Here is a 24863-nt window from a genome sequence, read left to right as displayed (position 1 = left end):
GCGCTCGCCCGCCGCCCGCCCTTCCCGAAACTCCCGTACAGCTCTCTGTACGGTCCTCTCCCGCACGAAACGGAAACGATGCGCGATGACGACGACACCAGGCGGGCGGCCGGCGGTGTGGGCCCTGGCTCCGCTGCTCTGCGCCGCGGCCCTGTGGGCCGGACCGGTCCACGTGGCCGCCGCCCTGCCCGGCGGAGGGCATACGGTCGAGGTGACGGCACAGCATGCCAAGGCCCCCGGTGACCTGATCACCTACACGCTGACCGCGAAGAACAAGGGCCCGTCCGTGGCGCGCAAGGTCACCGCGACGGACAAGCTCCCCACCGGGATCTCCTTCGTGGGCTCCTCCGACGGCTGCACCGCCGTCGGCCAGACCGTCACCTGCGGGCCCGAACCGCAGCTGGCCGCCGGGGAGACCAAGAGCTGGAGCTTCCAGGCCCGGCTGAGCCCCTCGTACCAAGGCGACGGTTCCGACCTCGGCAACAGCGCCACGGGCAGCTCCGAGGCCACCGATCCCGACCCGGCCAACAACAAGCCGAATCCGGTGCTGCCTCCGGGGCCGTTCGATCCCGTCTCGGACCTGGCCACCGTCAAGACCCCGCTGGGCGCGGGGCCGACGATCCCGGGCCAGGAGTACGAGTACGAGGTCCGCACCACCAACAAGGGCCCGTCCGACGCGCGCAACGTCGTGGTGACGGACACCCTGCCCGACGGGCTGACCTACGTTTCCTCGGCCGGCCCGTGCAGCGCTTCCGGACGGACCGTCACCTGCGGTCCGCTGGCCCGCCTCGTGCCCGGCGCGGAGGTGAAGTGGACCTTCAAGGTGAAGCTGGACCCCGCCTACGCCGGTGACGGCAGCGACCTGCGCAACACCGCGACCTCCTCCTCCGCGTCCAAGGATCCGGAGCCCGCCGACAACACCTCGCACGCCGTGCTGCCCCCGGGCGGGGTCACCGCCCCGCAGGCCGACGTGTGGACGACCAAGCGGCCGGCCACCGACACCCCGATCGCCCCCGGGCAGACCTTCGAGTACGTGGTGACCGCGACCAACGACGGCCCGTCCCGCGCCCTGACCACCGCGATCACCGACAAGCTGCCCGCGCAGCTCGCCTTCGTCTCCTCCACCGACGGCTGCTCGGTCACCGACGGCACGGTCAACTGCGGCCCGGTGGCCGTACTGGAGCCCTCGGCATCCCGGACCTGGCGGTTCACCGTCCGCCTCGACAGCAACTACACCGGCAACGGATCCGACATCCGCAACACGGCGACCGCCGCCTCGCGGACCAAGGACCCCAAGCCGGAGAACAACACGAGCAGCCCGGCGGGCCTGCCCGGCAGCACCGTCAACAAGCCGACCGCGGACCTGGCGGTGATCAAGGAGGCCGTCGGCACCAAGCCGCCGGCGCCGGGCGAGACCTTCGACTACCGGATCCGGGTCACCAACAACGGCCCGTCGGCCGACGCCTTCAACGTCAAGCTCACCGACGCCCTTCCCGAGGGCCTCTCCTACGTGACATCCTCCCCCGCCGGATGCACCGTCGCCGGGCACCTGGTGTCCTGCAAGCGCACCGCCGCGCTCAAGGTCGGCGAGACGGTCGAGTACCTGCTCACCGTGAAGGTGGATCCCGCGTACAGCGGAGACGGCAGCGACCTGAAGAACACCGCCCAGGTGACGGCCGACAACATCGACCCGGCGAGCGGGAACGACAAGAGCACCGCGACCGTGCCCGGCGGGCACGTCACGGACCCCGCAGCGGACCTCGCCATCACCAAGAAGCCCGTCCAGACCGCCCCCGTGGCCCCGGGCGAGACCTTCGACTACGCCCTGACCGTCACCAACAACGGCCCCTCCCAGGCCGAGCAGATCACGGTCTCCGACACGCTGCCGACCGCGCTGAGCTTCGTATCCGGCGATGCCACCTGCACCTCCGGCCGGACCGTCACCTGTGGCCCGCTGCCGCAGCTGGCGCCCGGGGCCTCGATGACCTGGGTGATCAAGGTGAAGCTGGACCCGGAGTACACCGGGAACGGCTCCGACATCCGCAACACCGCCACCGTCGACTCCCTGACCAACGACCCCAGGCCCGCGAACAACACGAGCGCGGCCGCCGGCCCGCCCGGCGGCACGGTCAAGGACCCGACGGCCGACCTGGAGGTCGGCAAGACGACCCCCTGACCCCGCGGGACCGGAAGGCCGGCAGGGCACCCCGCCCTGCCGGCCTTCCGGCGTCCGCGTTCACCCGAATGGCGGCGCTCGAATGTCCCGGCGCGGCCCCGCCACGGACTCTGGGCGGGACGCCGGACCCCCGGCGACCCGCCCGACGAAGGAGCTTCTCGTGGCACAGACAACGCCCCCCAGCGGGGCCCCCGCCGGCCCGCGCGCCGCCGCCGGGCCGAATCCGTGGGCGGCCAGCGGCACCTTGTTCGCCGGAGTCCTGATGCTGGTGGAAGGCGTCCTCGGCATCCTGAAGGGGATCGTCGGCATCGCGAAGGACGACGTCTACGCGCAGGTGGGCGACTACACCTTCAAGTTCGACGTCACCGCGTGGGGCTGGATCCACCTCATCGTGGGCATCGTGCTCGCGATCGTCGGCGTGGGCATCCTCCAGGGCGCGGCCTGGGCCCGGGGCGCGGGCGTGGCCATCGTCGGACTCGACATCGTCCTCAACTTCCTGTGGCTGCCCTACACCCCGCTCTGGGGCCTCATCTCGATCGCCATCGGCGTCTTCATCATCTGGGCCCTGTGCACGGACGCCGGCAACGCCCGCTCGGCCAAGTCCTGACCGGCAACGGCGCCGGTGCCGGTGTCCGGCGCGTTCATACCTCTGAGTGAGCAGGCATATGCCTAGGGTGACTCCCGGGAGTGGTATTCAGCCACTCCGACCGGTGCGTCGACCTCAGGTACGGGAGTTCATGTGGCGCAGCAGGACACGACGTCGCTCAGGCTCCGTCTCCGCTACCGCTTCGACCATCTGGTCTCGGGGGGAACGACCGCGCTCATCCGCTGGCTGGCCCTGGCCTGCCTCTCCGTCGTCGTTCCGGCGAGCATCGTCCTCGTCTGGTCCGACCGCGCCGCCCCGGCCACCCTCACGGGCCGGCTCACCGCCGTGTGGATCAGCGTCGGCCAGACGCTGAAGATCGGGGGCGCGGTCGGCCCCCCGCTCTACGTGCTGGCTTCCGTAGCCCTGGCACTCGTGGCACTGCTCTTCGTGTCGACCCTGGTCAGTCTGATCACCACGGGCATCAATCGGCGCATCATGTCGCTGCGCCGCGGCCACTCCACCGTGATGGAGACCGGACACACCGTCGTACTGGGATGGTCGGACCAGGTCTTTCCCGTGATCGGGGAGCTGGTGGCCGCCAACGCGAACCAGCGCCGCTCCGCCGTCGCCGTGCTCGCCCCGCAGGACAAGGTGTGGATGGAGGAGGAGATCTCCACCCGCACCGGCGGCAGTGGCCGGACACGGATCATCTGCCGCAGCGGGAGCACCACCGACCCCACCGGGTTATGCCGGGTGAGTCCGCACACCTCGAAGGCTGTGCTGGTGCTGCCTCCGACCGGGGACACCGGGGACGCGCACGTGGTGAAGACGCTGCTCGCCCTCGACGCCGCCCTCCCCGAGTCCGCGGGAGAAAAGGGGGCGTCAGCGGTGGTGGTCGCCGCCGTCCGTGACTGCCGCAACCACATGACCGCCCGGCTGGCCGCCGGGCCCGCGGGACACGTCCTGTGCGTCGACGACATCGTCGCCCGGCTCCTCGTCTCGACGACCCTGCAGCCCGGACTCTCGCTCGTCTACTCGGAGTTACTGGACTTCGAGGGCGATGAGTTCTACCCGATCGCCGCCGGGGACCTCGCGGGCCGTCCGTTCGGCGAGGCCCTGTTGTCGTTCGCTACGTCCTCGGCGGTCGGCCTGCTGCACCCCGACGGGAGCGCCACCCTCAACCCGGATCCGCGGACGCCGATCGGCCCGGCCGACCGAATCGTCGCCATCTCCCGGGATGACGACACGGCCGTACGGGAGGACGTGTCCGGCCATGTCCAGGAGGACGCGATCGTGACGGCCGGGCCCCGGATCGCGCGGGCCGAGCGCCTCCTCCTGCTCGGCTGGAACCGCCGCGCGCCCCTCGTCATCGAACAGCTCGACCAGTACGTGAGCGCGGGAACCACCCTGGATGTCGTGGCACACGGCGAGTACGCGGCCACGCGCGGCGCCCAGTCCGCCACGGCCCAGCTGTCCCGCCTCGAAGTCACCTTCCACGAAGGCGACATCACCGACCCGCTCACCCTGGCCGAGCTGGACGTGCCCTCGTACGACGGCGTGATCGTGATCGGCGAGACGGAGGCCGGGGCCTCGGAGGCGCCCGTGGCGGACGACAGGACGCTGGTCACCCTGCTGCACCTGCGGGCCATCGGGCAGACCGCGGGGCGGGAGCTCGCGCTCACCACCGAAATGTCCGACGACCGCAACCGGGTCCTCGCGCCCACCCGGGACGGCGCCGACTTCATCGTGAGCGGCAGGCTGATCAGCCTTCTGATGACCCAGATCTCGGAGAGCCCGTATCTCGCCGGGGTCTTCAAGGAGCTGTTCGAGGCGGAGGGCCACGAGTTCCACCTCAAGCCGGCCGCGGACTACGTCCGGGCCGGCTCCGAGGTCCCGTTCGCCACCGCCGTCGAATCGGCGCGGCGGCGCGGGGAGTGCGCGGTCGGCTACCGGCTGCGCGCGCTGAGCGCCACGGGTCCCGACTACGGGATGCGCGTCAATCCCGACAAGCGGCAGCGGGTCCGGTTCTCCGAGGAGGACTGGCTAATCGTGCTCGCGGAGAGCTGACGGCGCCGCCGCGGTCACCGGGGCCGCTACGACGTGTTCCGCTACGCCGTGTGCACTTCCAGGGCGGTCCGCACCGCGGATTCCAGCGCGCCCTCGATCCAGGCGGGCTTGACGGAGGTGTGGCATCCGGCGAAGTGCAGGTTGCCCTCGGCCTTGCGGACGTGCGGGAAGAGCTCGGTGTGCTGGCCGGGCAGCAGTACGGCCGCCTCGCCGTAGGCGTACGGGTCGCGCATCCACGACTGGGTGCGGCCGACGCCGGTGTAGAACACCTCGACGCGCTGCCCGAACACCTCCTGGACCCCGGCGAGGGCGCGCGGGTAGCGCTCCTCGTCGTCCAGGGAGTCCCACTTCAGGGCGTCGTCCGACCAGCTGTAGGAGGCGAGGAGCACTCCTCCGGCGCTGCCTTCGACGGGATGGGAGGGCTGGAACATGAAGCGGTTGGGGTTGTCGGTGGCCGACCCTCCACCGATCACGCCGGCCGCCTCGGGCTGGTCGCGCGTGACCAGTCGGCTGGCAGCGTAGTGCCCGCGCTGGCCCGCGGAGATGTGGCCCCCGGGTACGGAGGAGTGGGCGCCCAGCAGGGTTCCGTCGGCGGGGGTGCTCCCGGTCTGGTACTTCCGGTACAGGCCGGGCTGCACGGCCTCCAGCTCGCGCTTCCAGGCCGGCTCGTCGAACTCCCACCAGCGACGGCTGAATTCGAGCAGCACCTTGGTGGCGGCGTCGTAGTGCAGCTCGGTGACCGCGCGGCGCTTGCCGTACGAGAGCGCGGGCGTGATGGGGATGTGGCGCAGTCCGGAGAAGGGGACCGTGATGACGGCGGTGTCCGCCGTGAAGGTCTCGCGGCGCACGGGAGTGCCGCCGCGGCCCTCGGAGACGGTCTCGACGGTGACCTTGCCGTCCCCGGGGGTGATGCGGGTCGCGCGGCGGTCGAGCCGTACGAGGTCCTTGACGCGGGCGTACATGGCGTCGGCCAGGGTCGCGGTGCCGCCGGGCAGTTCGTAGAAGGCGGTGTCGGGACTGATCAGCGAGGCGCCGATGAAGCTGTGCACGAAGGCGAGGTGCAGGCGGGAGGTGAGGTTCTCGACGGTGCCGATCAGGTCGATGGTCCGCTCGTCGAGCTTGGCCTCCTCCGTCAGGAAGCGGTACATCGACATGTGGCCGTAGCGCTGGATGACGCGTGCCCAGCCCTCGACGAGGTCCTTGTCCTCCTTGCCCTCGATCTCCCCCCGCACGGGCGCGAAGGCGTCCCGGACGATCTGCGAGGAGGGCACGGACTCGTACGCCTGCGGAACCCCGAAGGAACGATTGACCACCTGCGGGGCGCGCGCGTAGTCGGCGCGGCGGACACGGATGCCGTTGACGTGGATCCAGGTCCGGTGGGCGGGGCGGCCGGCCCCGTCCACGTCGACGAGGTAGAAGCGTCGGCGCTTGAGGCCGAGGCCGTCCATCAGTCCGGTGACCAGCGGGTGGCTGTCGGGGATGCGCATCGCGCCGGCCTCGGCGTACTGCTTCGGGTCGGCGAAGGGCTGGGCGGCGTTCTCGTGGCCGCCGGTGCGGAAGGTCTTGATCCGGCCGCCGACCCGGTTGGCGTTGGCCTCGATGACGGTGACCTGGTGGCCGGCCTGGTGCAGGAGGTGGGCCGCGGCGAGGCCGGCCGGTCCGGCGCCGACGATCAGCACCTTCTTGCCGGGGCGGCGGGAGCGCGGCAGGCCGTTCTTCAGCAGGATGTCGGCGTACCGCGGTACGAGGGGCTGGTCCTCGTCGTCCCGTACGAGGACGGCCCGGGCGATCGTCAGGCAGGCATCCCAGTCGGCGACCGCCGGGCCGGGAACGGCCTGCGAGGTGTCGGCGGAGGTGACGGCGAGCGCCAGCCCGCCGGCTCCCGCGACGGCGGCGGCGCCCGCGATGACGGTACGGCGGGAGGGCAGGCTTGAAGGCGCCGGTGCGGGATCGCCGGGGTCTGCGGAGGCTTCGGGAGTTCCCGGGTCGGCATCGGGGTTCATGATCATGACCCCAACTCTTGCCGCCCGCCCAGGCCCGGAAGGCCAGATTCCGCCCGCGCGGGCAAGTACCACCCGGACGTGCGTCGCGCGCCGCCCCGTGCTGACGAACTGGATTTCGTACGGGCCTCCTTGGAGCCGACCGGGCCGATTCATGGCGGTCCCTGCAAATAGACGCGGATGCGGGTGATCCGGGGGTCCTCGGCGGTGAACGAGATCGAGCGGGTCCCACTGGTCACCGAGACCTGCCGACGGCCTGCCGTCGTCCCGGTGATGTGGACCGTGCGGTCGTGCCGCTCCGGCGGTTCGGCGGCGATGCCCGTCATCCGCAGCTCGTCCACGCCGGTGAACACGACGAAGAGGCGCAGGGTGGCCCCGCCTCCCACCGGTCCGGGAAGACCGGCAGGTCGAGCCGGAACGTCACGGCCGAGGCCCAGCCGTCCAGGTGGACGGAGCGGAGCCGGACGGCCCTCAGCGGGGGCAGCTCGGCTATTTGGTGTCACCGCGCAGGTCCCGTGCGGCTCGCCGGTCGAGTCCGGTCGCGGGCTGACGGGACTTCGTGGTGAGCCGCTTGATGTCACGGCCGAGTTCTCCGTTGCGGGTCTTGCCGTACTCGCCGTACTGCTGTCGCAGGTAGTCGGGCATGTCAGCGGGTGGCGGGGCTTGGCCGGATCCGGCGATGGCCGTGATGATCCCGGCAATGCTCCGCGCCCTCTTGGTCCTGCTCCACAGGTTCACGCGACCACCGCCAGTCCCGCCTCGTCGTCGTTGTGTCCCGCATCCGGCTCCTGGTCGCCGCCGGGCCACTGGACGGCCTGGGCGGACGCCAGGTCGAGACCGTCCAGGGCCAGCCGCGGCTCGGGAAGTGCGCCACCGTATCCACAGTGCTGGTGGATCGAGCGGGCGTAGCGAATGGCCTTGTCCTGTGTGCTTTCCACGACCTTGCGGATCGCTTCGTCGCGCAGGCGCTCGCTGTCGCGGGTCAGCTGACCGACGAGCCGTGCGGCCTGCTGCATCACGATCTCCCGCCTGCCGCGCAACTCCGACCCGGTCCGGTTGGCGCCGTGCAGTTGCGGGGCCAGTACGTCGATCGCCTCGGTCACCGTCGAGCCGTCCGCGAACTCCGACTGGTAGGACAGGTAGGCCACCGCGCTGATCACCAGCGCGAACAGCGCGGCCATGACCGCGGTCAGGAACCTCTCGTCGGAGGGGCCGTCGAGGACCAGTCGCCAGGCCATGGCGGCGCCGAGGGTCAGTGCCAGGAGGCCGCACAGAAGGAGTTCGGCCACGAGGGTCTTCGTACCGCCCTTGGAGAAGTCCCATCCGCCGTGCGCGCCGCGGTGAGCACGGTGGCGCTTGCCGAACAGCTTCATGGCGAGCGCGACGCCGACCGTGCCCAGGATCGCGAACAGCAGCGCGGTGACGGCCCTGAGGACGCCGTCGGCGGACTGCAGGAACCTGCGCAGGTCCACATTGAGGAACTTCGACATGAGGAAGGTCAGGATGACGACGTCGAGGGCGAGCAGCACGAGCAGGGTCTTCTTCATGCGGGCGGACACCCGCCTGTGCACCCGGGAGCCCGCCTGTTCCTCTTCCTCGACGCGTGCCGACCATTCGGCGTGGCGTCGGTTCGCCTCGGCCGTGCTGTAGGTCTCGCCGTGCGGGCCGACGTAGCGGCGGTCCTGGAGGGAGGCGATCTGGTGCTCGATGAAGCGGGCTTCGGCGTGCAAGCCCTTGATCTTCGCGACCGTCGGCTCGATGGTCTTGGCGACCTCCGTCCTGGCCCACGCGTCGACCCGGTGTTCCGCCGTCCGGCGCAGACTGTCCTCGGAGTTGGTCCATTCCCCTGCCGGCCGGTCCCGCCGGATCCGCCGCGCCTCGACGACCAGCTCATGGCAGCGAATGATCTTGGTGAAGGGCATGGGGCCCAATCCCAGCAGGGACGTGAGTGTCTGACCGGTCGGGATCCGGACGTGCCCGCGAGACTCGGGGTCCGCTCCGATCGCGGTGCTGTCGTGAGTCATGACGGGCCGGGTCCTTCCTCCGTGGTGACGGTGATCTCGACCCGCCGGTTCTGACGGGCCAGCGGCTCGCTGAAGACGCCGCCGGGCATGTTGTCGACGACGGGCCGTGTGGAACCGGCCCCCTCGACGGGGCCCAGGAGGCCCGGGGCGACACCAAGGCGTACGAGCCGATCGCGCACGGCCAGCGCCCGGCGACGGGACAGATCGAGGCCGCTCACCCCGGAGCCCACCCGGGCGGTGTGGCCGGTGATCCGCACGGCGCGGTCGGCGGGGCAGCGGCTGAGGCTGTCCGCGATCGGCCGAAGGTACAGGTCGGCGCCGTCGCGGAGCGTGGCGTCGTCCGCGGCGAAGGTGACCGAGGCCGGTAGGACGAAGCTGCCCTTGCACGAGGTGGGGGTCGCGTTGACCGGAACCACGGGGACGGGCCGGTCCGACGCCGACGGAAGCCGCGGGATGTCGTCGTCACGTACCGTGCACGATGCCGCCCCGGAGGCCACGCACACCGCGCGCCACAGCGAGGTGATCCGTTCCGCCGCAGGCAGCGGCAGGGTCGGCTGGGTGCCGTATGCGATGCCCAGGCCGACGAACTCGACGTGCCGGCCGCGTGCGTCGGGAACCAGTCGGCGGCTCTTCAGCTCACGGACCACGGCGCCGGGGTCCACGTTCCAGCCGAGCGTGCGGACATCCAGCGGATCGACGGTCTGGACGCCGGAGGACACGAGTACGAGCGTGCCGCCGTCCGGGGTCACCTGGAGGGCACGGCGGTAGGTGCCGAGCAGGTCCAGCCCGTCGGCGGCAGGAGTGCTCACTGTCAGATCCGACCGCAGTTCCGTCATCCGGGCCAGGGCCTTCTCCCGCGCGGCAGGCCGGTCCTGTTCCACTTCCCGCTCGTCGCGCATGGGTGTCAGATCAACCTCGGTCACCCGCGGATTGGTGGAGACGACCACGGAGACCACGCCGTCGCCGGGATCCAGTGCGCGCAGCGCGTGGCGCACCGCGAGGTCCTCCAGCACCGCTGCCCACGGGGCCGGTTCTGCCGTGCTGCCGGTGACGGCGATGGTCAGCGGTGTCGGGGCCGGTACGGTCCCGCACGCGGTGAGCGTGGCGACCGCCGGGCCGGCAAGGGCCACCAGCAGCAGTACCCCTCGCGCCGCGCAGGTCGCTCCGCGGGAGGCCTTCACGCCGCACCTCGTTCGCCGAGCCGCCGCTTGCCGGTCAGGGCGCAGACCGGCCGGTTCCGCCCGGGCCTCCTGCAGCATCCTCGTGTGATGACCATGGATTCCTCCGTCGCCTCGTCCGGCATGGGGCCGACCGGATCGCGCCCCACCGATGGGCGACAGGTATAACGCGCGGCCGAATGCCCGCCTCGTGGAAATCACGAGGCGCCCAGCTCGGCCGCCCCGCGGGGGTGGGGGGTCGTGAAAACCGCGACCCCGGGGAGGCCCCTGTTCCACACTGAGTGCACCGAAGTCGTACAGACGCGTCACGGGGGTAAACGAGATGTCGCTGTCCCAGCAGGACCGGTTGTCGCTCGTCGACTTCCTGCCCGTCCCGGACCAGCCCGCCAATCGGTGGTCCCGGATCGTGCGGGATCTACGGGCCCCGGCCCCGATGAGCCACTGGGCGACCCGGGTGACCGCGGCACGGATCCACCGCTACGACCGCCTGCGGCCGTTCCTGACCCGCGGGCTGCTGCTGGTCTCGCTCGCCGTCCTCTTACAACTCGCCGATGAATCGCAGCCGTTCATGTGGGTTCTGCTGTCCGTGGGCGTGGTGCAGACACTGTTGGAGATTCACCTCGACGGCCAGTCCCACGGCGGCGGGAGGGCTCGGTTCGCCCTCACCCGTCTGCTGCTCGCCTGGCAGGACAACTGGCAGTGGGAACGGACCCTGTTCAATGCCACCGGGTTGCTCGGCGGGATCGCCGTGCCCGCCAACGTGATCGCCGTCCTGTTCTTCACCGGCCCGGGCGACCCCGGCTGGGTCAAGGTCGTCGCCCTGGCGATGACGGTCGCGTACGCCAACTCCGGGATCTTCCACGTGCTCACGGACGGCACCTACTACTCGGCCAACCAGAGCCTGCCCCGATTCCTGGTGACATTGAGGGCGTACGGCTGGCTGTTCGTCGTGGGAGCGCTGGCCGGTCTCGTGGGCCTGTCCATTCACTTGGACCGGTGGCACCCGGACATGGTGCCGTTGGCGTGGGCGGTGTGCGTGCTGCCGTACACGGTCGGCATGAAGACGCGGGACTACGACCGGTTCCTGCGCGCCAGCGGTGAGGAGGCCGCCATCGCGATGACCGATGCCCGCAGCCGGCTGGCGCACGACTTCCACGACACGCTCAACGACATCCGCTCGCTGAGCAGGGCGCTGGCCGGTGACGACTCCGTCAGGGCCGAGTACAAGATCGATGCCGCCGACCTCGCGCCCAAGCTCACTCTGGTCAAGGAGATGGTCGACGAGTACGCCTGGGACGCCCAGGACCGGGAGATCACCATGGAAGGGGTCGTCGAACAACTCGGGCGCGACCACTCACTGCGCATCACCGCCGACTTGCAGCTCGGCGACCTGCGCCCCGAGAACCGGGTCCTGGTACGACAGCTGATCACCACGATCGTCACCAACGCCGCCCAGGCCATGGCGCGCCGCGCGGTCCACGACCGGCCGGTCTCGGTGTCCAGCCATGTCTCGGACGGATTGATCCACCTCAGGATCCGGGACCCGCTCCCGCTGATCCCCGCCGATCTGTGGTGCCCCGACGGCAGCACCCTGGCGGTCATGCGGGAGCGATTGCGCCGGCTCGGTGGCGACATGACGCAGACCGCGGTGTCCGAGGGCAAAGAGATCCGCAGCGTATGGAGTGTCCGCCCGCCGAGGCTCAAGAGGGAGTCCGCACGATGACGTTGGAATATCTCCTGATCGACGATCAGGGCAAGCGCAGCCGGGTGTTCAACGAGCAGGTCTCCATTCCCGGCGAGCTCGCGTTCACGATGGTCGACGACCCCGAACTGCTGATGGACCTGAGCACGCAGGAGCTGGAGGAGTTCGACGGCGCGATCGTCGACTTCCACCTCAACACCTCGTCCGGCCCCGACTACCGACCGCTGACGGTCAACGACCCGGCCCTGTACGACGAGCCGGTCGAGGTGCGCACCGGCATGGGCGTGATGCTGTACCTGAAGCAGCACGCGCCACTGATGCCGGTGTACGGGATGACCGAGCTGACCCACGGCCATGCGCAGCTGTTCCTGGCCGCGGCCTCCGTCTGGCTGGGTGCGGAGCCGCTGAACGTGGGCGAGCCGCCGGAGATCCTGCGCCGGGTGCTCCTCGACGCCGAGGGGGAGCGGGCGCACCTCCAGGCGTCGCACCGGCAGATGCGCGACTCGGCGGAGCCCTTCCGCCGACTGATGGACAGTTGTCTGAGCCGTCGGCACCTGACCGAGACCTACGACTGGCTGCGCTGCTACCGCGTCTGCAACGGGCCCAGGGCGCACACTCAGGTGGAGCGTGCCATCACGCGCCTGCTGGGGTTGCGGGTACCGGTCGCCGTGGACAAGACCTTCTTCCCGATGATGACGCAGTGGCAGAGCGACCTGGAGGCGTTCGTACGAGCCTGGGGCGGGGACACGTCGGCCTGGCCGGATCTCTCGGCGGGCGTATCGGCAAAGACCTGGGCGGCCCGCAATCCGGTGCTGGACTATGTGAAACCCGGCGCCTACGACACCTTCTTCAACTCCAGGGACGTGCGGGCCGCGCTGACGTACTACCGCAGCCTCACATCGGACAGCGAGCTCCGGTGACGCTCACTCTGGCGGCGGTGCCTGCGTGGCGCGCCCTGCGCGTGGACACCACCGGCGGGCCGGGCGGCGAGATCCTCCTCGGTGTCGTGGACGGCCGACGTGACGGCGGCGACCCCACGTTCGTGGTCGCGCAGGGCTTCCTGGCGTTCGTGGAACCGTTCGAGATGCAGCGATTCCAGTTGATCGCCTCGGTGCTGCGCGCGCGGCTCGTGGTCGTGGAGACTCCGGGCGCCGGGTTCGCCGCCTCGCGGCTGCTGCCCGAGGAGCGACGCGCCCTGCTGCGGGGGGACTTCACGGTGCCTGCACGGCGGATGCTGCGGGCGGCCACCGAGGTCATCGGCGCGGGCGACTGCAACGGCTCGGCCCGCCGTGCCGGTCCGACCGGCGTGCTGGGCTACTCCCTCGGGTCCTCCTTCGCCGCGGCGATGGCCGCCGTGTCCGCTGCCGCCGGGACGGGCCCGCCGGTGGAATCGGTCGTACTGGTCGAACCGGTCGCGGTCCGGCGGTGGAGCGCCGCGGCCCTCGTGTCGGCCGTGCACCGGGAGAACCGTCTCGTCCGGCCCTACCTGGACGAGACGGCCACGGTGGCCGGCGCCTTCCCGCCCCTGGAGGCCCGCCCGGGTGAGCGACTGAACACCCGGCGCCGCGGCGACCTGCTGATCCTCGCGAACGCCCTGCGCGCCGCCCGCCTCACCGACGACCTCCTGGCCGCCGCGCGACGGCCGGGCCGGGGGGCGCGCCGCCTCGTCGTGGTACGCGGGGAGCAGAGCCTGCTGTCGCCACGGCAGGCGGTGCACGCCCTGGTGGCGACCGCCGAGCGGCACGGGATCGCGGCGAGCCTCCTGCGCGTCCCCGGCCCGCACGCCTTCTGGCACTCGCTCCCGGCCGTCGGCTCCGTAGCGGCCAGTCTGCGGGACATGTTCGCGGCGCCCCTCTCGTGACGACACGTTCCATGACCGGACCCGGCTGGACCGCGCGGCTCAGAAGCCTCGCCACGCTCGCTCTTGCGGTCGGCGTGACGTGCCAGTTCGTACAGCGGACGGACCCGACACCCACGCTTTCGTACTTCACCGTCGACTCGGCGGTGCTGGCCGCCGTCGTCCTGGCATGGCGACTGGTGCGGGGGCCCCGAAGCGGCATGCTCGGCGACCGGATCCGCTGCGCCGCCGTGGTCGGGGTGGTCCTCTCGTCGCTGGTGTACGTCGCGGTGATCGCACCGAGCAGTCCGTCAGGTACCTGGTTCGGTGCTCACGACGACGTGTGGACACGCGCCGCGACGATCCTCCTCCACGCAGTGGCGCCCGTCCTGGTGGTCGCGGACTTCCTGGTCAGCCCCTACGCACCTGCCGCCACCCTGCGCGAGGCCGCCCTGCTCGCCTTGTGGCCTCTCGCCTATCTGGCCGTCGTGGCCGTACTCGCATGGTCCGGTGCGGCGACGATGCCCTACCGCTTCCTCAGCCCCTCGCAGTTCGGCGCCGCCGCCGTTGCGGCGGCGATCGCCGTGCTCTGCGCGTTCACCGTCGTGCTCGGGGTGGCTCTTCCCGCGGCTCGCGGCTTGGTCCGGCGGCCACCAGCACTTTGAGCGGATCCGGTGAAAGGAGGGAGGTTCAGATGTGGTTGACCGTCGTCAGGCCCCGGCGGCTTCGCGCCGGAGGTCCTCCAGGACCCGCCCCTCCGGTGTGTGCCACAAGGTCCAGCCATTGATCATTTTTCCGGTGACAGCGGTCGCGGCCGTGGACGGCGAGGGGAAGGGCGTCTCATGGCCTTCGACGAGGAGCTTGCCGTGGGGGGTGACAACCGCGGACCCGGCCCAGTCCGTCCGGGGCCGGCGGAGCTCCAGGACCGTACCGGCGGGCAGGAGGCCGGCCTCCATGAGCGGGGCGAGGGGACCCTGCGGTACGACCGGTTCCGCTGCCCGGGGTTCAGCGGTCGCGCCGAGCGTGAGCGTGATGTGGAGCGTCTCGTCCTCACTCGCGTCTATGAGGTGTGCTATCAGCGACTTGTCGTAGTGGAAGCTGATCGTGGGCATGTGCCCTCCAGTCGGGTCAGGGAGCAGGCGCCTGCGCTCTCCCGGAGTTCGGGACGAGTAGACCTTAGGGCCACCGGCCGCGCCGGAGGCCGGTGGCAGCGGTCAGTACGCGATGCAGGCCGTGCGCAACTCCGTGTAGAAGTCCCAGACCTGGGGCGAACACTCGGCCGGGCCGTACTGGGACTCCTTCGCGCCGATGTGGGGCATGTGCGGATAGGCCCCGACCCCCGGCCGGTTGACGTGGAGCATGCCCGCGTCGATGCGCTCCAGGGCCTGAAGGGCGAGGGAGGTGTCAGCGGTGAAGACGGCCGCGGCCATTCCGTAGCGGACCGAGTTGACGATGCGCAGGCCGTCCTCGAACCCGTCGCAGGCAAGGACCGACAGCACCGGGCCGAAGATCTCCTCCTGCGCGATGTAGCTGTCCGGTCGTACTCCGACCAGGATCGTCGGCGCCATGAAGTAGCCGTCGGGAACATCCTCCGTGAGACGGTGTCCGCCGGTCACGGCCACCGCACCCTCGGCGAGCGCGTGCCGCGTCCCGTCCAGGCACGCCCGGAGCCGGTCGGCGCTGACCACCGGCCCGAGTTGGGAATCCGCGTCGAGGCCGCTCCCCACCCGCAGCACGGCCGCGCGCGCGGCCAGCTTCTCCACGAGCACGTCGTGGACGGCCCGGTCGACGACGACTCGGCTCGTGGCGGAGCAGCGCTGGCCCGCCTGCCCGAACGCCCCGGTGACGATGGCGTCGGCCGCGGCGTCGAGATCTGCGTCCGCGAGGACGAGCGCGGCGTTCTTGCCGCCCATCTCCAGCTGGGTGCGCAGGAACCGCGGCGCACCGGCGGTGTGGATGGCGCGGCCCACCTCCACCGAGCCCGTGAACGAGATCCCGGCGACGGCGGGGTCCTTGACGAGGGCCTCGCCGACCTCGTGGCCCCCGTGGAGCAGGTTGAGCACACCGCCCTGCGCCCCGGCCTCCAGGAAGCACTCCACGAGCAGCGCCGCGGTGAGCGGGGTGAGCGGTGACGGCTTGAGTACCGCGGTGCACCCCGAGAGGAGGGCGGGGGCGACCTTCCACGCGGGGATCGCCAGCGGGAAGTTCCACGGCGTGACCAGCCCGACCACTCCGATGGGCTCCCGCCGGGTCAGCGCGAGGGTCCGCGGGTCGTCCGCTGGGAGGGTGGCGCCGCCGAGCCGCCGCCCCTCCCCCGCCGTGTACTCGAGGAGGTCGACCGTCCGGTCCACCTCGCCCAAGGCCTCGCGGAGCAGTTTCCCCTGCTCCCGGGTTATCGCCCTGGCGAACTCCTCCCGGCGGCCGCCGATCAGGCGGGCCGCTTTCATCACGATGACGCCTCGCCGGATCGGTCCCAGGGCCCGCCAGACCGGGAGCGCGCGTTGCGCGGCCCCGACCGCCGCCTGTGCGTCGGCCGCCGAGGAATCGGGACTCCGGCTGACGAGATCCGCAAGGTTGCCCGGATTGCGGTTCTCCTGGATCCGGCCCGATTCAGAGGCGCACCGCTGGTCCGCGATGACGTTCCACACCTCGGCGGTCTGTCGGTCAGCGGCGGTTCGGCGAGGCTCCATCATGTTCCCTTTCTTTGGGTAGGCACTCAGTACTGAGGCAGCGTCAGCCGATGGCGGAGTAGGTGGCGGTCAGCTCGTCGTGGCGGGCCTGACGGGAGAGCAGCTCGTCCACGTTCTGCAGCGCGAAGACGTCCTTCAGGGTGGCGATCGAACCCTCCACCCCGAAGGTGGAACCGGCGCCGCCGATCTGGGCGAGGACGTCGCGCATCGCACGGATCGAGGCGCGCAGGCCCTGGTTGGCGTAGATCACGCCGCCGAAACCGTTCTCTCCCAGCTCGGTCGCCGTGACCTGCGGGTACGTGGTGGGCACGACGATGACCGGAAGTGCGCCCCGGTAGGCGTCGCGGAAGGCGTAGACCTCTTCGGCGGTGGCGAGCTTGGAGTGGATCAGGAGTGCGTCCGCACCGGCCGCCTCGTACACGGCCGCCCGGCGCAGCGCCTCGTCCAGACCGGCGCCCGCGATGAAGGCCTCGATACGGGCCACCACGACGAAGTCCTCGTCGGTACGGGCCTCCTTCGCCGCGGTGATCTTCGCGGCGAAGTCACCGATGGGGGCAAGGTCCTGGTTGCCCTCGACGAAGCTGTTCATCTTGGGGAACTGCTTGTCCTCTATGCACACGCCGGCCAGGCCGCGGGCCTCGTACGAGCGGACCATGTGGACGACGTTGCCGACACCGCCGAAGCCGGAGTCGCAGTCGGCCAGCACCGGGATGTCCACGGCGCCCGCGATCTCGGCCGCGGCCTCCAGGCATTCCGCCATGGACAGGATGTTCGCGTCCGGCAGCGCGCGGGCGGCGGAGATCTCCAGCCCGCTCGCCCAGATCGCCTCGAAGCCGGCCTCCTGGCCGAGCTTGGCGCTGAGGGCGCTGTGCGCGCCCATGAAACGGGTGATCGTGGAGGAGGTGAGGGCGGCGCGCAGGGTACCGGTCTTGGACATGGGTGTCTCCTTCATGAGGATCTGGATGAGGCGCAAGGCAATGAGGCGGAAGGCACTGAGGTGGAAAGCGATGCGGTCGGCGACCTCGAGAGGGACCGGCAAGCGCTCCGGAGTGCTAGGCCGCGCGGCGTCCGGCCGCCGCACGGACGCGCTCGACGATCTCCTGCGGGGTGTGCGTGACCCGGCGGCCGGGGCCGTCCACGCGCGGCCCCGTGAGCGCGTGCAGCAGCGTCGGCCCGGTGGGCAGCTCGGCGGCGCGGAGCTCCTCGGCGGTCTCGACACGGACGGCGCCCCGGTAGCCCGCGGCCAGCGCCAGGGCCCCGAAGTCGGAACGCTGCACGGTGGCCTGGCCGCCGGTGCTCTCGTGCATGCCGTTGTCGACGACCACGTGGAGCAGCTCCGTTCCGGAGGCTGCCACCAGCGGGAGCACGCTCAGGTTCATGAGCAGCGAGCCGTCGCCGTCGAGCGCGATGACGGTGCGTTCGGGGCGTGCCAGCGCGAGACCGAGCGCGACCGGGGCGGACATGCCCATCGAGCCGACCAGATAGAAGTTCCCGGGCCGGTCGGCCGCGTTGAACAGTTCCCGGGTGGTGAACCCGCAGGTGGACACGATGAGGGCATCCGGATGGCGGGCGATCATCTCCCGCATGACCTCCGAGAGGCTCAACTGCGAGGCAGGGGCGGTTGCGGCAAGCGGTGCGGGCATCAGATGCCTTCCCGGACGATGAGCACGCCGCAGCGCTGCTCCTTGTCCATCATGTCGATCGCGGTGGCGACGGAACCGGCTGGGTCGGTGGGGTCGAGGACCGTGTGCGGCAGGCGGAACAGGTCCAGCAGGCGCAGGAGTTCGGCGCCGATCACGTCGTGCTCGACGGCGTCGTTGCCGTCGTGGCCCCGCCAGCTGACGATCAGCAGCACGGGCACGTCGTAGATGAGGTTGAGCGAGGTGATGACGTTCAGGCAGTAGCCGAGACCGGAGTTCTGCATGAGGACCACGGCACGCTCCCCGGCCACGACCGCTCCGGAGGCGATGCCCATGGCACTGTCCTCGCGCGGCGCGGGCAAGTAGCGCAGGCCTGCGAGCCGGGTGTCGTCACCGGGTTCCTCCAGGATTCGGAACGCGCCGTTGAGCAGGCTGCAGGGGACACCCGTCGCGAGGGTGTAGCCGTGGTCCACCAGGCTGTGCAGCAGATCGCGGGCAGTGGTCGATCCCGCGGTGGTGGTGTGCATGTCGGCCTTCCGTCGGATGGGTCAGTGGGGCGAGGTCGAGAAGGGAACGGGGCTTGCGTCCGCGAGCGAGACGAAGTCGGCGCGGTACGCGGCGGTCACCCGCTCGGCGGTGGCCAGACAGGACGTCACGTCGTCCCCGGTCACGAGGAACGTCAGGACGTTGTACGGCTCTTCGGGGCGCAGTTCGGCGCCGGGGGCGAAGCGGGTCTTGCAGAACACCAGCTCCGGGAAGCGTTCGAGCAGTTCCTCCCGCGGTGTCTGGCCAACCAGGGTGACGGCCTGCGGGGGCGGTGGGACCGAGCGGTACAGCGCGTACCGCTGTCCCTGGTAGTTCCCCTCCGGGGAGCGTCCGAGCGCGAGCCGGACGATGTCCGCTTCGATGTCCGCTCCGCTGGCGGCGCGCAGCAGGTGGCCCACCGGTCCGCCCAGACGGGCGTTCAGCTCGATGCAGGCCGGGCCGTCCGGGGTGAGCTTGAGCTCCAGGTGGGTGGCTCCCCAGCGGATGCCCATGGCCTCCACGATCCGGCTCGCGTGGTCGAGCACCTCCAGCTGCCGGTCGGCGGGCAGTGAGGTGGGAACCACGTCGCCGGTCTCCACGAAGCCGTGCAGCGGGAGCTTGTCCGTGACCCCGACGTGGACGATGCGGCCGTCCTCCACCAGCGATTCCACGCTGACGTAGTCGCCGAACCCGGTCTCCTCGTACCACTGGGCGCCCACGAGGAGTTGCTCCAGGACGAACAGCGGTTCGGGGTCGAACAGCGGGGAGGACCGGTAGGCCTCCAGTGCCTCGCGCAGCCGGTGCCGCAGCTCCGTCTCGTCGTGCACCTTGCTCACCAGGAAGCTGGCGGCGCCGTGCACGGGCTTCAGGACGGCGGGGAAGCCGACCGCTGCCACGGCCGCGGGTACGTCCGCCTCGTCCGCGATCTCGTGGAACCTGACCTTCTCCACCCCGGCTTCCCGCAGGCGGCGCCGCTGTGCCAGCTTCGACTGGGCCGTGCGGACGGTCTCGGGCGGGTTTCCCGGCAGGTTCAGGCGCTGCTGTGCCTCGGCCTGGACGACGATCAGCGGCTCGCCGAAGGTGGCCACCCCGTGCACCGGACGCCGCGCGTGCAGGTCCACGAGCAGGTCGGGGATCGAAAGGTGGTCGGCGACGGTCAGCCACTCGCCGGTGAACGACTCGGCCCACTGTCCGCGGAGGCGCTCCACCGCCGCGCCCGAGGCGTTGCCCTCGTACCAGACGACGCTGGTCTCGGAGGTTACCTTCGCGGCGGCCCGTAGCGCGGCGTCCGGGGAGATCCCTCCGGCGCCCAGCAGGAGGACGAGGTGGGAGGGGTGCTCGCTCATCGGGCACCCGCCTCGGCTCCGACCGGTACGAGGGCCGGCAGCAGCACCTCGCGGACCAGGCGTTCCAGGTCCTCCTCGTTGTGCGGGTCGACGAGCTGGACGCCCATGCCGCGCCCGACCCGCTCCCGGGCGGCCATCACGTTGCGGTGCGGCACACCGTGGACCGCTGGGATGGTGATGCCGTTCTGGGACAGCCAGGTGTCGGCTCCGAGCGAGGCCATCGTGTCCGAGGGGACCAGGACCAGGGCGCGGGCCGCCGCGACCAGGTCCGCGTCGCGCAGCACGTCGGGGATGCCTGCGCCCCACAGGTCGCCACCGAGTTCGGCGACGACGATCTGCGCGCCCTCGTCGGTCAGCCGGTCCACCAGGTGGCGGGCCGCACCGACCACGGTGTCCGCGGCATGGCCGTAGGTGGTCGCGAGACCGGCGTCCACGAAGTCGGCCGCGCAGTGCGCGCCCGAGTCGGCCAGGGTCAGCAGGTCGCGCAGCCGGCCCGTACCGGCCAGCTTGGTGACGCCGACCCGGAGTCCGTGGCGGGTGGCCAGGTGGTTCACCAGGGCGGACGCGAACGTCGTCTTGCCGACCTCGGCGGCGGTGCCGCCGATGAACACGACCGGTGCTCCGGTCACGGAGCGCGCGGTCTTCGGTTCCAGGCACACGACGCGGCCTTCGGCGTCCGCGGCGAGACCCACCAGTTCCAGCGCGGTCGCGGTGCCGAGCGAGGCCGGGGAGGAGGCGGCGACGCCGATGACGCCGCCGACCGCCAGCAGGTCGGCCGCAGCGCCCGCCGTGACGGCGAGGCCGCCCTCGGGCAGGCCTCCGTAGATCGAGGTGGTGGAGTGGCGGTCGCCGAGCACGCCGACGATCTCGTCACCGGGCCTGATCCGGACGTCCCTGCCGTCGGTGTTCTCCACCGCCCGGTAGGCCCCGACCTTCACCACTCGGGCGATGACGAGGTCACCCGGCCGTCCCGTTCCCTCGACGGCGGTCAGGTGGTCCGGGAGCTCCTGCGCTCCACGCGTGCAACTCGCGATGACTGTGTTCATGTTCCGTTCCAGAAAGAAGGACGAGGAGAAGGTCGATGGAGGAAGCTCGGGGCGGCTACTGGATGTTGACGCTCCAGATCGTTCGCGGATTCACGGACTGGGCGCCGTCGGCATCGGTCCGCGTCGCCACCACTTCCTGGCGGCCGTGTCCGTAGCGGTCGTTGTCGATGACGACGACGTCACCGGCGGCCATCACGTACACCTGCTGTACGGCGGGGTCGTTCGCGATGTCCTTGAACCGGAGCACCGCCTCGAACCACCGGTCCCCGCCCTTGACCGACTCGGCCGCCGTCCGCAGCCGGTTGATGTCCTGCGGCAGCCGGGCCGCGCAGTCGTCCAGCACGGCGGAGCGCCGCGGGGTCCCGGGGACGTACAGGAAGGGCAGTTCGGAGGGGTCCTCGTCCAGGTGGGAGGCCGGGAAGCTCATCGCGTAGCCGGTGAGCAGCCGCAGGTCCTCGACCCAGTGCGCGGGGTGCCGGCGACGCATCTCGGCGAGCACGTCGCCCCATCGCACGATGAGCGACTCACCGTTGTGGCCGGGCTGGAAGTCCTGCCAACCCGGGTCGGCCATCAGCATGGCCAGGTGCAGCGGGCGGCGGCGGGCGAAGGAGCGGCCCGAGTGCATCGGCAGCGATCCTGCCTTCTCCTGGACCCGCTCCACACCCTCGGACTTCGGTGCCCGGCACCGGACGGTGTTGATGGCCGGGTGCAGTGCGTACGCCGCCTTCGTGGAACCGGCCGCGTAGTTGGGGCAGAGTTCGCCCAGGGTCTCCAGGAGGCCGATGTACTGGTCGACGTCGAGCGGGAAGTTCCGCAGGTACGCGAGCCGGTGGTTCGCCACGGAGGCGGTGGTGGCCGTTTCGATCTCCGTCGGCGAGAGGCCGGCGCAGTCGATGGCGATCGTGTCGAGCATGGCGTGTTTCTCCAAGCGGGAATGTCGGGTGCCCGGTCTGCGGAGGTCAGCCGACGGGGACGAGGTCGTGCTCGGCCAGCAAGGCCAGGAGCACGTCGACGGTCGGGGCGGCGGCCTCCGGGTCCGACGGGGGAACTTCGAGGAAGGCCGTGTCGGCGCGCCGGTGGCGGGAGCGCACCCGGTCCAGGTCCGCCGCTGCCCCGTCAGGGGCCGTGACCACGGCGAGGATGCCGTGCCGGGCGAGGATCTCGGCGACCAGTCCGATCCGTTCGGCGGCGGCACGCCGGCTCTCGCCGGGTACGGCGGAGGCCGCCGGGTCCAGTACTTCCACCCGGCGGCGGCCGCCGCGCACCCGGTCGGCGAGTTCTCCGGCGACGGTGTGCCACGGGGCGCCGTTCAGCCACAGGGTGGCTCCCGGCAGGCAGGTGCAGACGGTGGTCGAGGTCATGCCGACACCGCTCCGGCCTGCTCGGGCCGCCGGGTGGCGGCATTCGGTGACGGGGTCCTGTCCGCGTCGTCCGTCAAGGGCAGCAGCCCCTTCTTGACGACCCGCTCGAGCCAGCTGCCGGCCATCAGGGAGGTGACGACGGCGGTGAGGACCAGCGTGGTGAACAGGGTGGCGTTGATGATCTCCGCGTCGTACGCGAGCGTCGCCAGCACGATGCCCGGGCCGCCGCGCGCGTTCATGGCGATCGCCAGGTTCAGGGCGTTGTCGCGCGGACGGCCCGCCCAGCGGGCACCCACGTACACGCTGGTGGCCTTGACCGTGCAGGAGAAGGCGATGAACAGCAGGGTGTACAAGGGGGCGAACGCGTGGACGAGGTCGAGCTTCAGGCCGACGACGGCGAAGTACACCGGGATGAAGAACCCGGTGGCGAAGGACTGGATGGCCTTCGTCGGTTCGCTCGCGGCGTCGGTGCCGGGTCGAGAAGCGGTACCGCTCTGGGTCCGGCCCGCCGCCAGACCGACGATGAACGCCCCGTACATCGGCGTGATGCCCAGGAAGAGGCAGCACGCGGCGGCCGTGAGGACCAGGGCGAGCAGGAGCGGGACCCCGCCGGTGGGCCGGTCCTGGCCGGCGGACCCTCCGCGGGTCGCCAGGAACCGGCGCACGAGGGCGCTCACCGCGGCCACCAGTCCGAAGAAGCCCACCGACACCAGCGCGTGGTAGACGGCGGAACCGTGGCCGGAGCCGACCCCGAGCAGCGTCGCGGCTCCGAACGTGTCGTGCTTGCCGTGGTCCACCATGCCGAGGGCGACCGCGATCACCACGTTGAGGACGATGTCCTCGAGCACCGCGACCGACAGCACCACCCGGGCGAAGGCCGTGCCCGCGATGCCGACGTCCATCATGATCCGTGAGATCACCGGGATGCTCATGATGGCCACGGCGCAGGCGATGATCAAGGTCAGGGCCGTTTCGTTCGCGGCCTTCCCCATCGCTCCGGACAGGTCGACCATCCGCACCAGCAGCAGCCCGCAGGCGAACGGGACGGCCATGCCCACCACCGCGATGATCCCGACAGCGCGGCCGTCCTGCCGGGAGTACACCGTCCGCATCTGGACGCCCGCGAGGAACATCAGCAGCAGGGTTCCCAGCTGGTAGACCAACGCCAGCCCGGCCGCGGCCGGACCCGTCTTCGGGAAGAGCCAGGCCTGCGCGTCCGGGGCGACGAGCCCGAACAGCGAGGGGCCGAAGACCAGACCGCCGAGGATCTCTCCGATCACCGGCGGCTGCCGGAACCGCCCGAACAACCGGCCCATGAGCACGGCGGAGCCCATGAGCAGTGTGAGCCCCGCGAAGAGACGGAAGAGGTCGACTTCAGGCACCTGTACCTCCGGTGATCGTGGTGGAACCGGTCATCCCGGCCGCGAGGGTCGAGCCGTCCGCCGGGTCGATCAGCAGGAAGGCTCCGGTTCTCCGGTTGTCCCGGTAGTCGTCGAGCGCCAGCGGCTCCGCGGTCCGCAGCACCACGTGGCCGATGTCGTTCACCGACAGGCCCGCCTCGCCCGGGTACCGGTCCAGCGTGTCGATGTCGATCCGGCAGGCGACCTCCCGCACCACCGCGCGCACCGTGCGCGTGGTGTGCTTGACCAGCACCCTGTCGCCCGCCCGCAGGGGGCGCTCGTGGAGGTGGCACACGGTCGCCTCGACGTCCTGGGTGAGCCGGGGCGGTTCCCCGGCGACAATCAGTTCGCCGCGCGAGATGTCGAGGTCCTCGGCGAGCCGCAGGGTCACTGACTGGCCCGCCGACGCGGTGTCCACGACGGTGCCGAGGACGTCGATCCCGGCGATGGTCGCGCGGTGCCCGGAGGGCAGAACGGTGACGGCGTCACCGGTGCGCAGCGCGCCGGAGGCGATCTGGCCCGCGTAACCCCGGTAGTCCGGGTGTTCGGCGGTCTGCGGCCGGATCACGTACTGGACCGGGAAGCGGAAGGGCCGGGAGGCGGGGGTCCCGTCGACCGGGACGGTCTCCAGGTGCTCCAGCAGGGTCGGGCCCGCGTACCAGTCCATGTTCGCGGACGGGTCCACGACGTTGTCCCCGGCGAGCGCCGAGATCGGCACGGCGACGACGCCGCGGACGCCGAGCCGGGTGGCGTACGCGGTGAACTCCTCGGCGATGGCGGCGAAGACGGCTTCCTCGTAGCCGACCAGGTCCATCTTGTTGACGGCGAGGACCACGTGCGGGACGCGCAGCAGCGCGGCTACGGCGGCGTGGCGGCGGGTCTGTTCGATGACGCCGTTGCGGGCGTCGACGAGGACGACTGCGAGGTCGGCGGTGGAGGCGCCGGTGACCATGTTGCGGGTGTACTGCACGTGCCCGGGGGTGTCGGCCAGGATGAACCGGCGCCGGGTGGTGGCGAAGTAGCGGTAGGCCACGTCGATGGTGATGCCCTGCTCGCGCTCGGCGCGCAGGCCGTCGGTGAGCAGCGCCAGGTCGGGCGTGTCCTGACCGCGGTCGGCCGAGACCCGCTCGACTGCCTCCAGCTGGTCGGTGAGGATCGACTTGGAGTCGTGCAGGAGACGTCCGACCAGGGTGGACTTGCCGTCGTCGACGGAGCCCGCGGTCGCGAAGCGCAGCAGTGTGGTGGTCGCCTGGAGAACGGCGGACTGCTCGGTGGTGGCGGCCAT

23 protein-coding genes are annotated in these 24863 nt (G+C 71.1%); 7 read left to right on the top strand and 16 right to left on the bottom strand.

All coding sequences use genetic code 11. The annotated features are described in order from the left end of the window. The first annotated feature begins 85 nt into the window (after positions 1 to 85). From AC3IYJ_RS30490 to AC3IYJ_RS30480, 3 genes are all read left to right on the top strand, one after another. The gene (locus AC3IYJ_RS30490; RefSeq protein WP_489397730.1) at positions 86 to 2176 is read left to right on the top strand and encodes a DUF11 domain-containing protein; all 2091 of its coding nucleotides are present in this window, start codon (positions 86 to 88) and stop codon (positions 2174 to 2176) included. A 160-nt stretch (positions 2177 to 2336) separates the two neighbouring features. Further along, positions 2337 to 2783, top strand: coding sequence for a DUF7144 family membrane protein (locus AC3IYJ_RS30485; protein ID WP_489397729.1), 447 nt, complete (start codon positions 2337 to 2339; stop codon positions 2781 to 2783). 132 nt (positions 2784 to 2915) lie between these two features. Continuing rightward, positions 2916 to 4829, top strand: coding sequence for a CASTOR/POLLUX-related putative ion channel (locus tag AC3IYJ_RS30480; RefSeq protein ID WP_489397728.1), 1914 nt, complete (start codon positions 2916 to 2918; stop codon positions 4827 to 4829). A gap of 41 nt (positions 4830 to 4870) precedes the next feature. Here the strand turns inward: AC3IYJ_RS30480 and AC3IYJ_RS30475 are convergent, their stop codons facing one another. The 5 genes from AC3IYJ_RS30475 to AC3IYJ_RS30455 all read right to left on the bottom strand — a co-directional run bounded on the left by AC3IYJ_RS30475 (position 4871) and on the right by AC3IYJ_RS30455 (position 10034). Then, positions 4871 to 6838: a flavin monoamine oxidase family protein gene (locus tag AC3IYJ_RS30475; RefSeq protein ID WP_489397727.1), complete on the bottom strand. Its 1968-nt coding sequence runs from the start codon at positions 6836 to 6838 to the stop codon at positions 4871 to 4873. 143 nt (positions 6839 to 6981) lie between these two features. Further along, positions 6982 to 7215, bottom strand: coding sequence for a hypothetical protein (locus AC3IYJ_RS30470; RefSeq protein WP_489397726.1), 234 nt, complete (start codon positions 7213 to 7215; stop codon positions 6982 to 6984). A 103-nt stretch (positions 7216 to 7318) separates the two neighbouring features. Further along, complete coding sequence (locus tag AC3IYJ_RS30465) at positions 7319 to 7567, bottom strand: hypothetical protein (protein ID WP_489397725.1); 249 nt, start codon at positions 7565 to 7567, stop codon at positions 7319 to 7321. Further along, complete coding sequence (locus tag AC3IYJ_RS30460; RefSeq protein ID WP_489397724.1) at positions 7564 to 8853, bottom strand: hypothetical protein; 1290 nt, start codon at positions 8851 to 8853, stop codon at positions 7564 to 7566. Before AC3IYJ_RS30460 ends, AC3IYJ_RS30465 begins: the two co-directional genes overlap by 4 nt. Next, positions 8850 to 10034 carry an OmpA family protein gene (locus tag AC3IYJ_RS30455; protein ID WP_489397723.1) on the bottom strand — a complete coding sequence of 395 codons (1185 nt, stop codon included), beginning with the start codon at positions 10032 to 10034 and terminating at the stop codon, positions 8850 to 8852. The genes AC3IYJ_RS30460 and AC3IYJ_RS30455 overlap by 4 nt, the downstream gene beginning before the upstream one ends. Before the next feature lie 319 nt (positions 10035 to 10353). On the opposite strand from AC3IYJ_RS30455, the gene AC3IYJ_RS30450 reads away from it, so the two are divergent. The 4 genes from AC3IYJ_RS30450 to AC3IYJ_RS30435 are packed head-to-tail and all read left to right on the top strand — an operon-like array spanning position 10354 to position 14235. Beyond that, a complete protein-coding gene (locus AC3IYJ_RS30450) occupies positions 10354 to 11754 on the top strand; it encodes a sensor histidine kinase (RefSeq protein ID WP_489397722.1) in 1401 nt (466 codons plus the stop codon). Next, on the top strand, positions 11751 to 12653 hold the full coding sequence (locus AC3IYJ_RS30445; RefSeq protein ID WP_489397721.1) for a hypothetical protein: 903 nt from the start codon (positions 11751 to 11753) through the stop codon (positions 12651 to 12653). Before AC3IYJ_RS30450 ends, AC3IYJ_RS30445 begins: the two co-directional genes overlap by 4 nt. A gap of 17 nt (positions 12654 to 12670) precedes the next feature. After that, positions 12671 to 13594 carry a hypothetical protein gene (locus AC3IYJ_RS30440; protein ID WP_489397720.1) on the top strand — a complete coding sequence of 308 codons (924 nt, stop codon included), beginning with the start codon at positions 12671 to 12673 and terminating at the stop codon, positions 13592 to 13594. Between the two features lie 11 nt (positions 13595 to 13605). Further along, complete coding sequence (locus AC3IYJ_RS30435) at positions 13606 to 14235, top strand: Pr6Pr family membrane protein (protein WP_489397719.1); 630 nt, start codon at positions 13606 to 13608, stop codon at positions 14233 to 14235. 45 nt (positions 14236 to 14280) lie between these two features. Here the strand turns inward: AC3IYJ_RS30435 and AC3IYJ_RS30430 are convergent, their stop codons facing one another. The 11 genes from AC3IYJ_RS30430 to AC3IYJ_RS30380 all read right to left on the bottom strand — a co-directional run bounded on the left by AC3IYJ_RS30430 (position 14281) and on the right by AC3IYJ_RS30380 (position 24863). After that, complete coding sequence (locus tag AC3IYJ_RS30430) at positions 14281 to 14682, bottom strand: DUF4357 domain-containing protein (protein WP_489397718.1); 402 nt, start codon at positions 14680 to 14682, stop codon at positions 14281 to 14283. Positions 14683 to 14784: 102 nt separating this feature from the next. Beyond that, entirely contained in the window at positions 14785 to 16263 is a 1479-nt protein-coding gene (locus AC3IYJ_RS30425; RefSeq protein ID WP_489397717.1) for an aldehyde dehydrogenase family protein, read from the bottom strand. A 40-nt stretch (positions 16264 to 16303) separates the two neighbouring features. Further along, positions 16304 to 17197, bottom strand: a complete 894-nt coding sequence (locus AC3IYJ_RS30420; RefSeq protein WP_489397716.1) for an isocitrate lyase/phosphoenolpyruvate mutase family protein — start codon at positions 17195 to 17197, stop codon at positions 16304 to 16306. Between the two features lie 115 nt (positions 17198 to 17312). Next, the gene (locus AC3IYJ_RS30415; protein WP_489397715.1) at positions 17313 to 17903 is read right to left on the bottom strand and encodes a thiamine pyrophosphate-dependent enzyme; all 591 of its coding nucleotides are present in this window, start codon (positions 17901 to 17903) and stop codon (positions 17313 to 17315) included. Beyond that, positions 17903 to 18427 (bottom strand): thiamine pyrophosphate-binding protein, encoded by a 525-nt coding sequence (locus AC3IYJ_RS30410; RefSeq protein ID WP_489397714.1) that lies wholly within the window; start codon positions 18425 to 18427, stop codon positions 17903 to 17905. The genes AC3IYJ_RS30415 and AC3IYJ_RS30410 overlap by 1 nt, the downstream gene beginning before the upstream one ends. Positions 18428 to 18448: 21 nt before the next feature. Beyond that, positions 18449 to 19771 (bottom strand): ATP-grasp domain-containing protein, encoded by a 1323-nt coding sequence (locus AC3IYJ_RS30405; RefSeq protein ID WP_489397713.1) that lies wholly within the window; start codon positions 19769 to 19771, stop codon positions 18449 to 18451. Continuing rightward, positions 19768 to 20817, bottom strand: a complete 1050-nt coding sequence (locus tag AC3IYJ_RS30400; RefSeq protein ID WP_489397712.1) for a hypothetical protein — start codon at positions 20815 to 20817, stop codon at positions 19768 to 19770. Before AC3IYJ_RS30400 ends, AC3IYJ_RS30405 begins: the two co-directional genes overlap by 4 nt. A gap of 55 nt (positions 20818 to 20872) precedes the next feature. Further along, entirely contained in the window at positions 20873 to 21730 is an 858-nt protein-coding gene (locus AC3IYJ_RS30395) for a TauD/TfdA family dioxygenase (RefSeq protein ID WP_489397711.1), read from the bottom strand. 46 nt (positions 21731 to 21776) lie between these two features. After that, positions 21777 to 22178 (bottom strand): P-loop NTPase family protein, encoded by a 402-nt coding sequence (locus AC3IYJ_RS30390; RefSeq protein WP_489397710.1) that lies wholly within the window; start codon positions 22176 to 22178, stop codon positions 21777 to 21779. After that, on the bottom strand, positions 22175 to 23560 hold the full coding sequence (locus tag AC3IYJ_RS30385) for a cation:proton antiporter (protein ID WP_489397709.1): 1386 nt from the start codon (positions 23558 to 23560) through the stop codon (positions 22175 to 22177). Before AC3IYJ_RS30385 ends, AC3IYJ_RS30390 begins: the two co-directional genes overlap by 4 nt. Next, a complete protein-coding gene (locus AC3IYJ_RS30380; RefSeq protein WP_489397708.1) occupies positions 23553 to 24863 on the bottom strand; it encodes a sulfate adenylyltransferase subunit 1 in 1311 nt (436 codons plus the stop codon). The genes AC3IYJ_RS30385 and AC3IYJ_RS30380 overlap by 8 nt, the downstream gene beginning before the upstream one ends.

The sequence above is a fragment of the Streptomyces sp. GL_140 genome (genome assembly GCF_057834465.1).
This window is presented reverse-complemented; position numbering and strand designations above follow the sequence as displayed.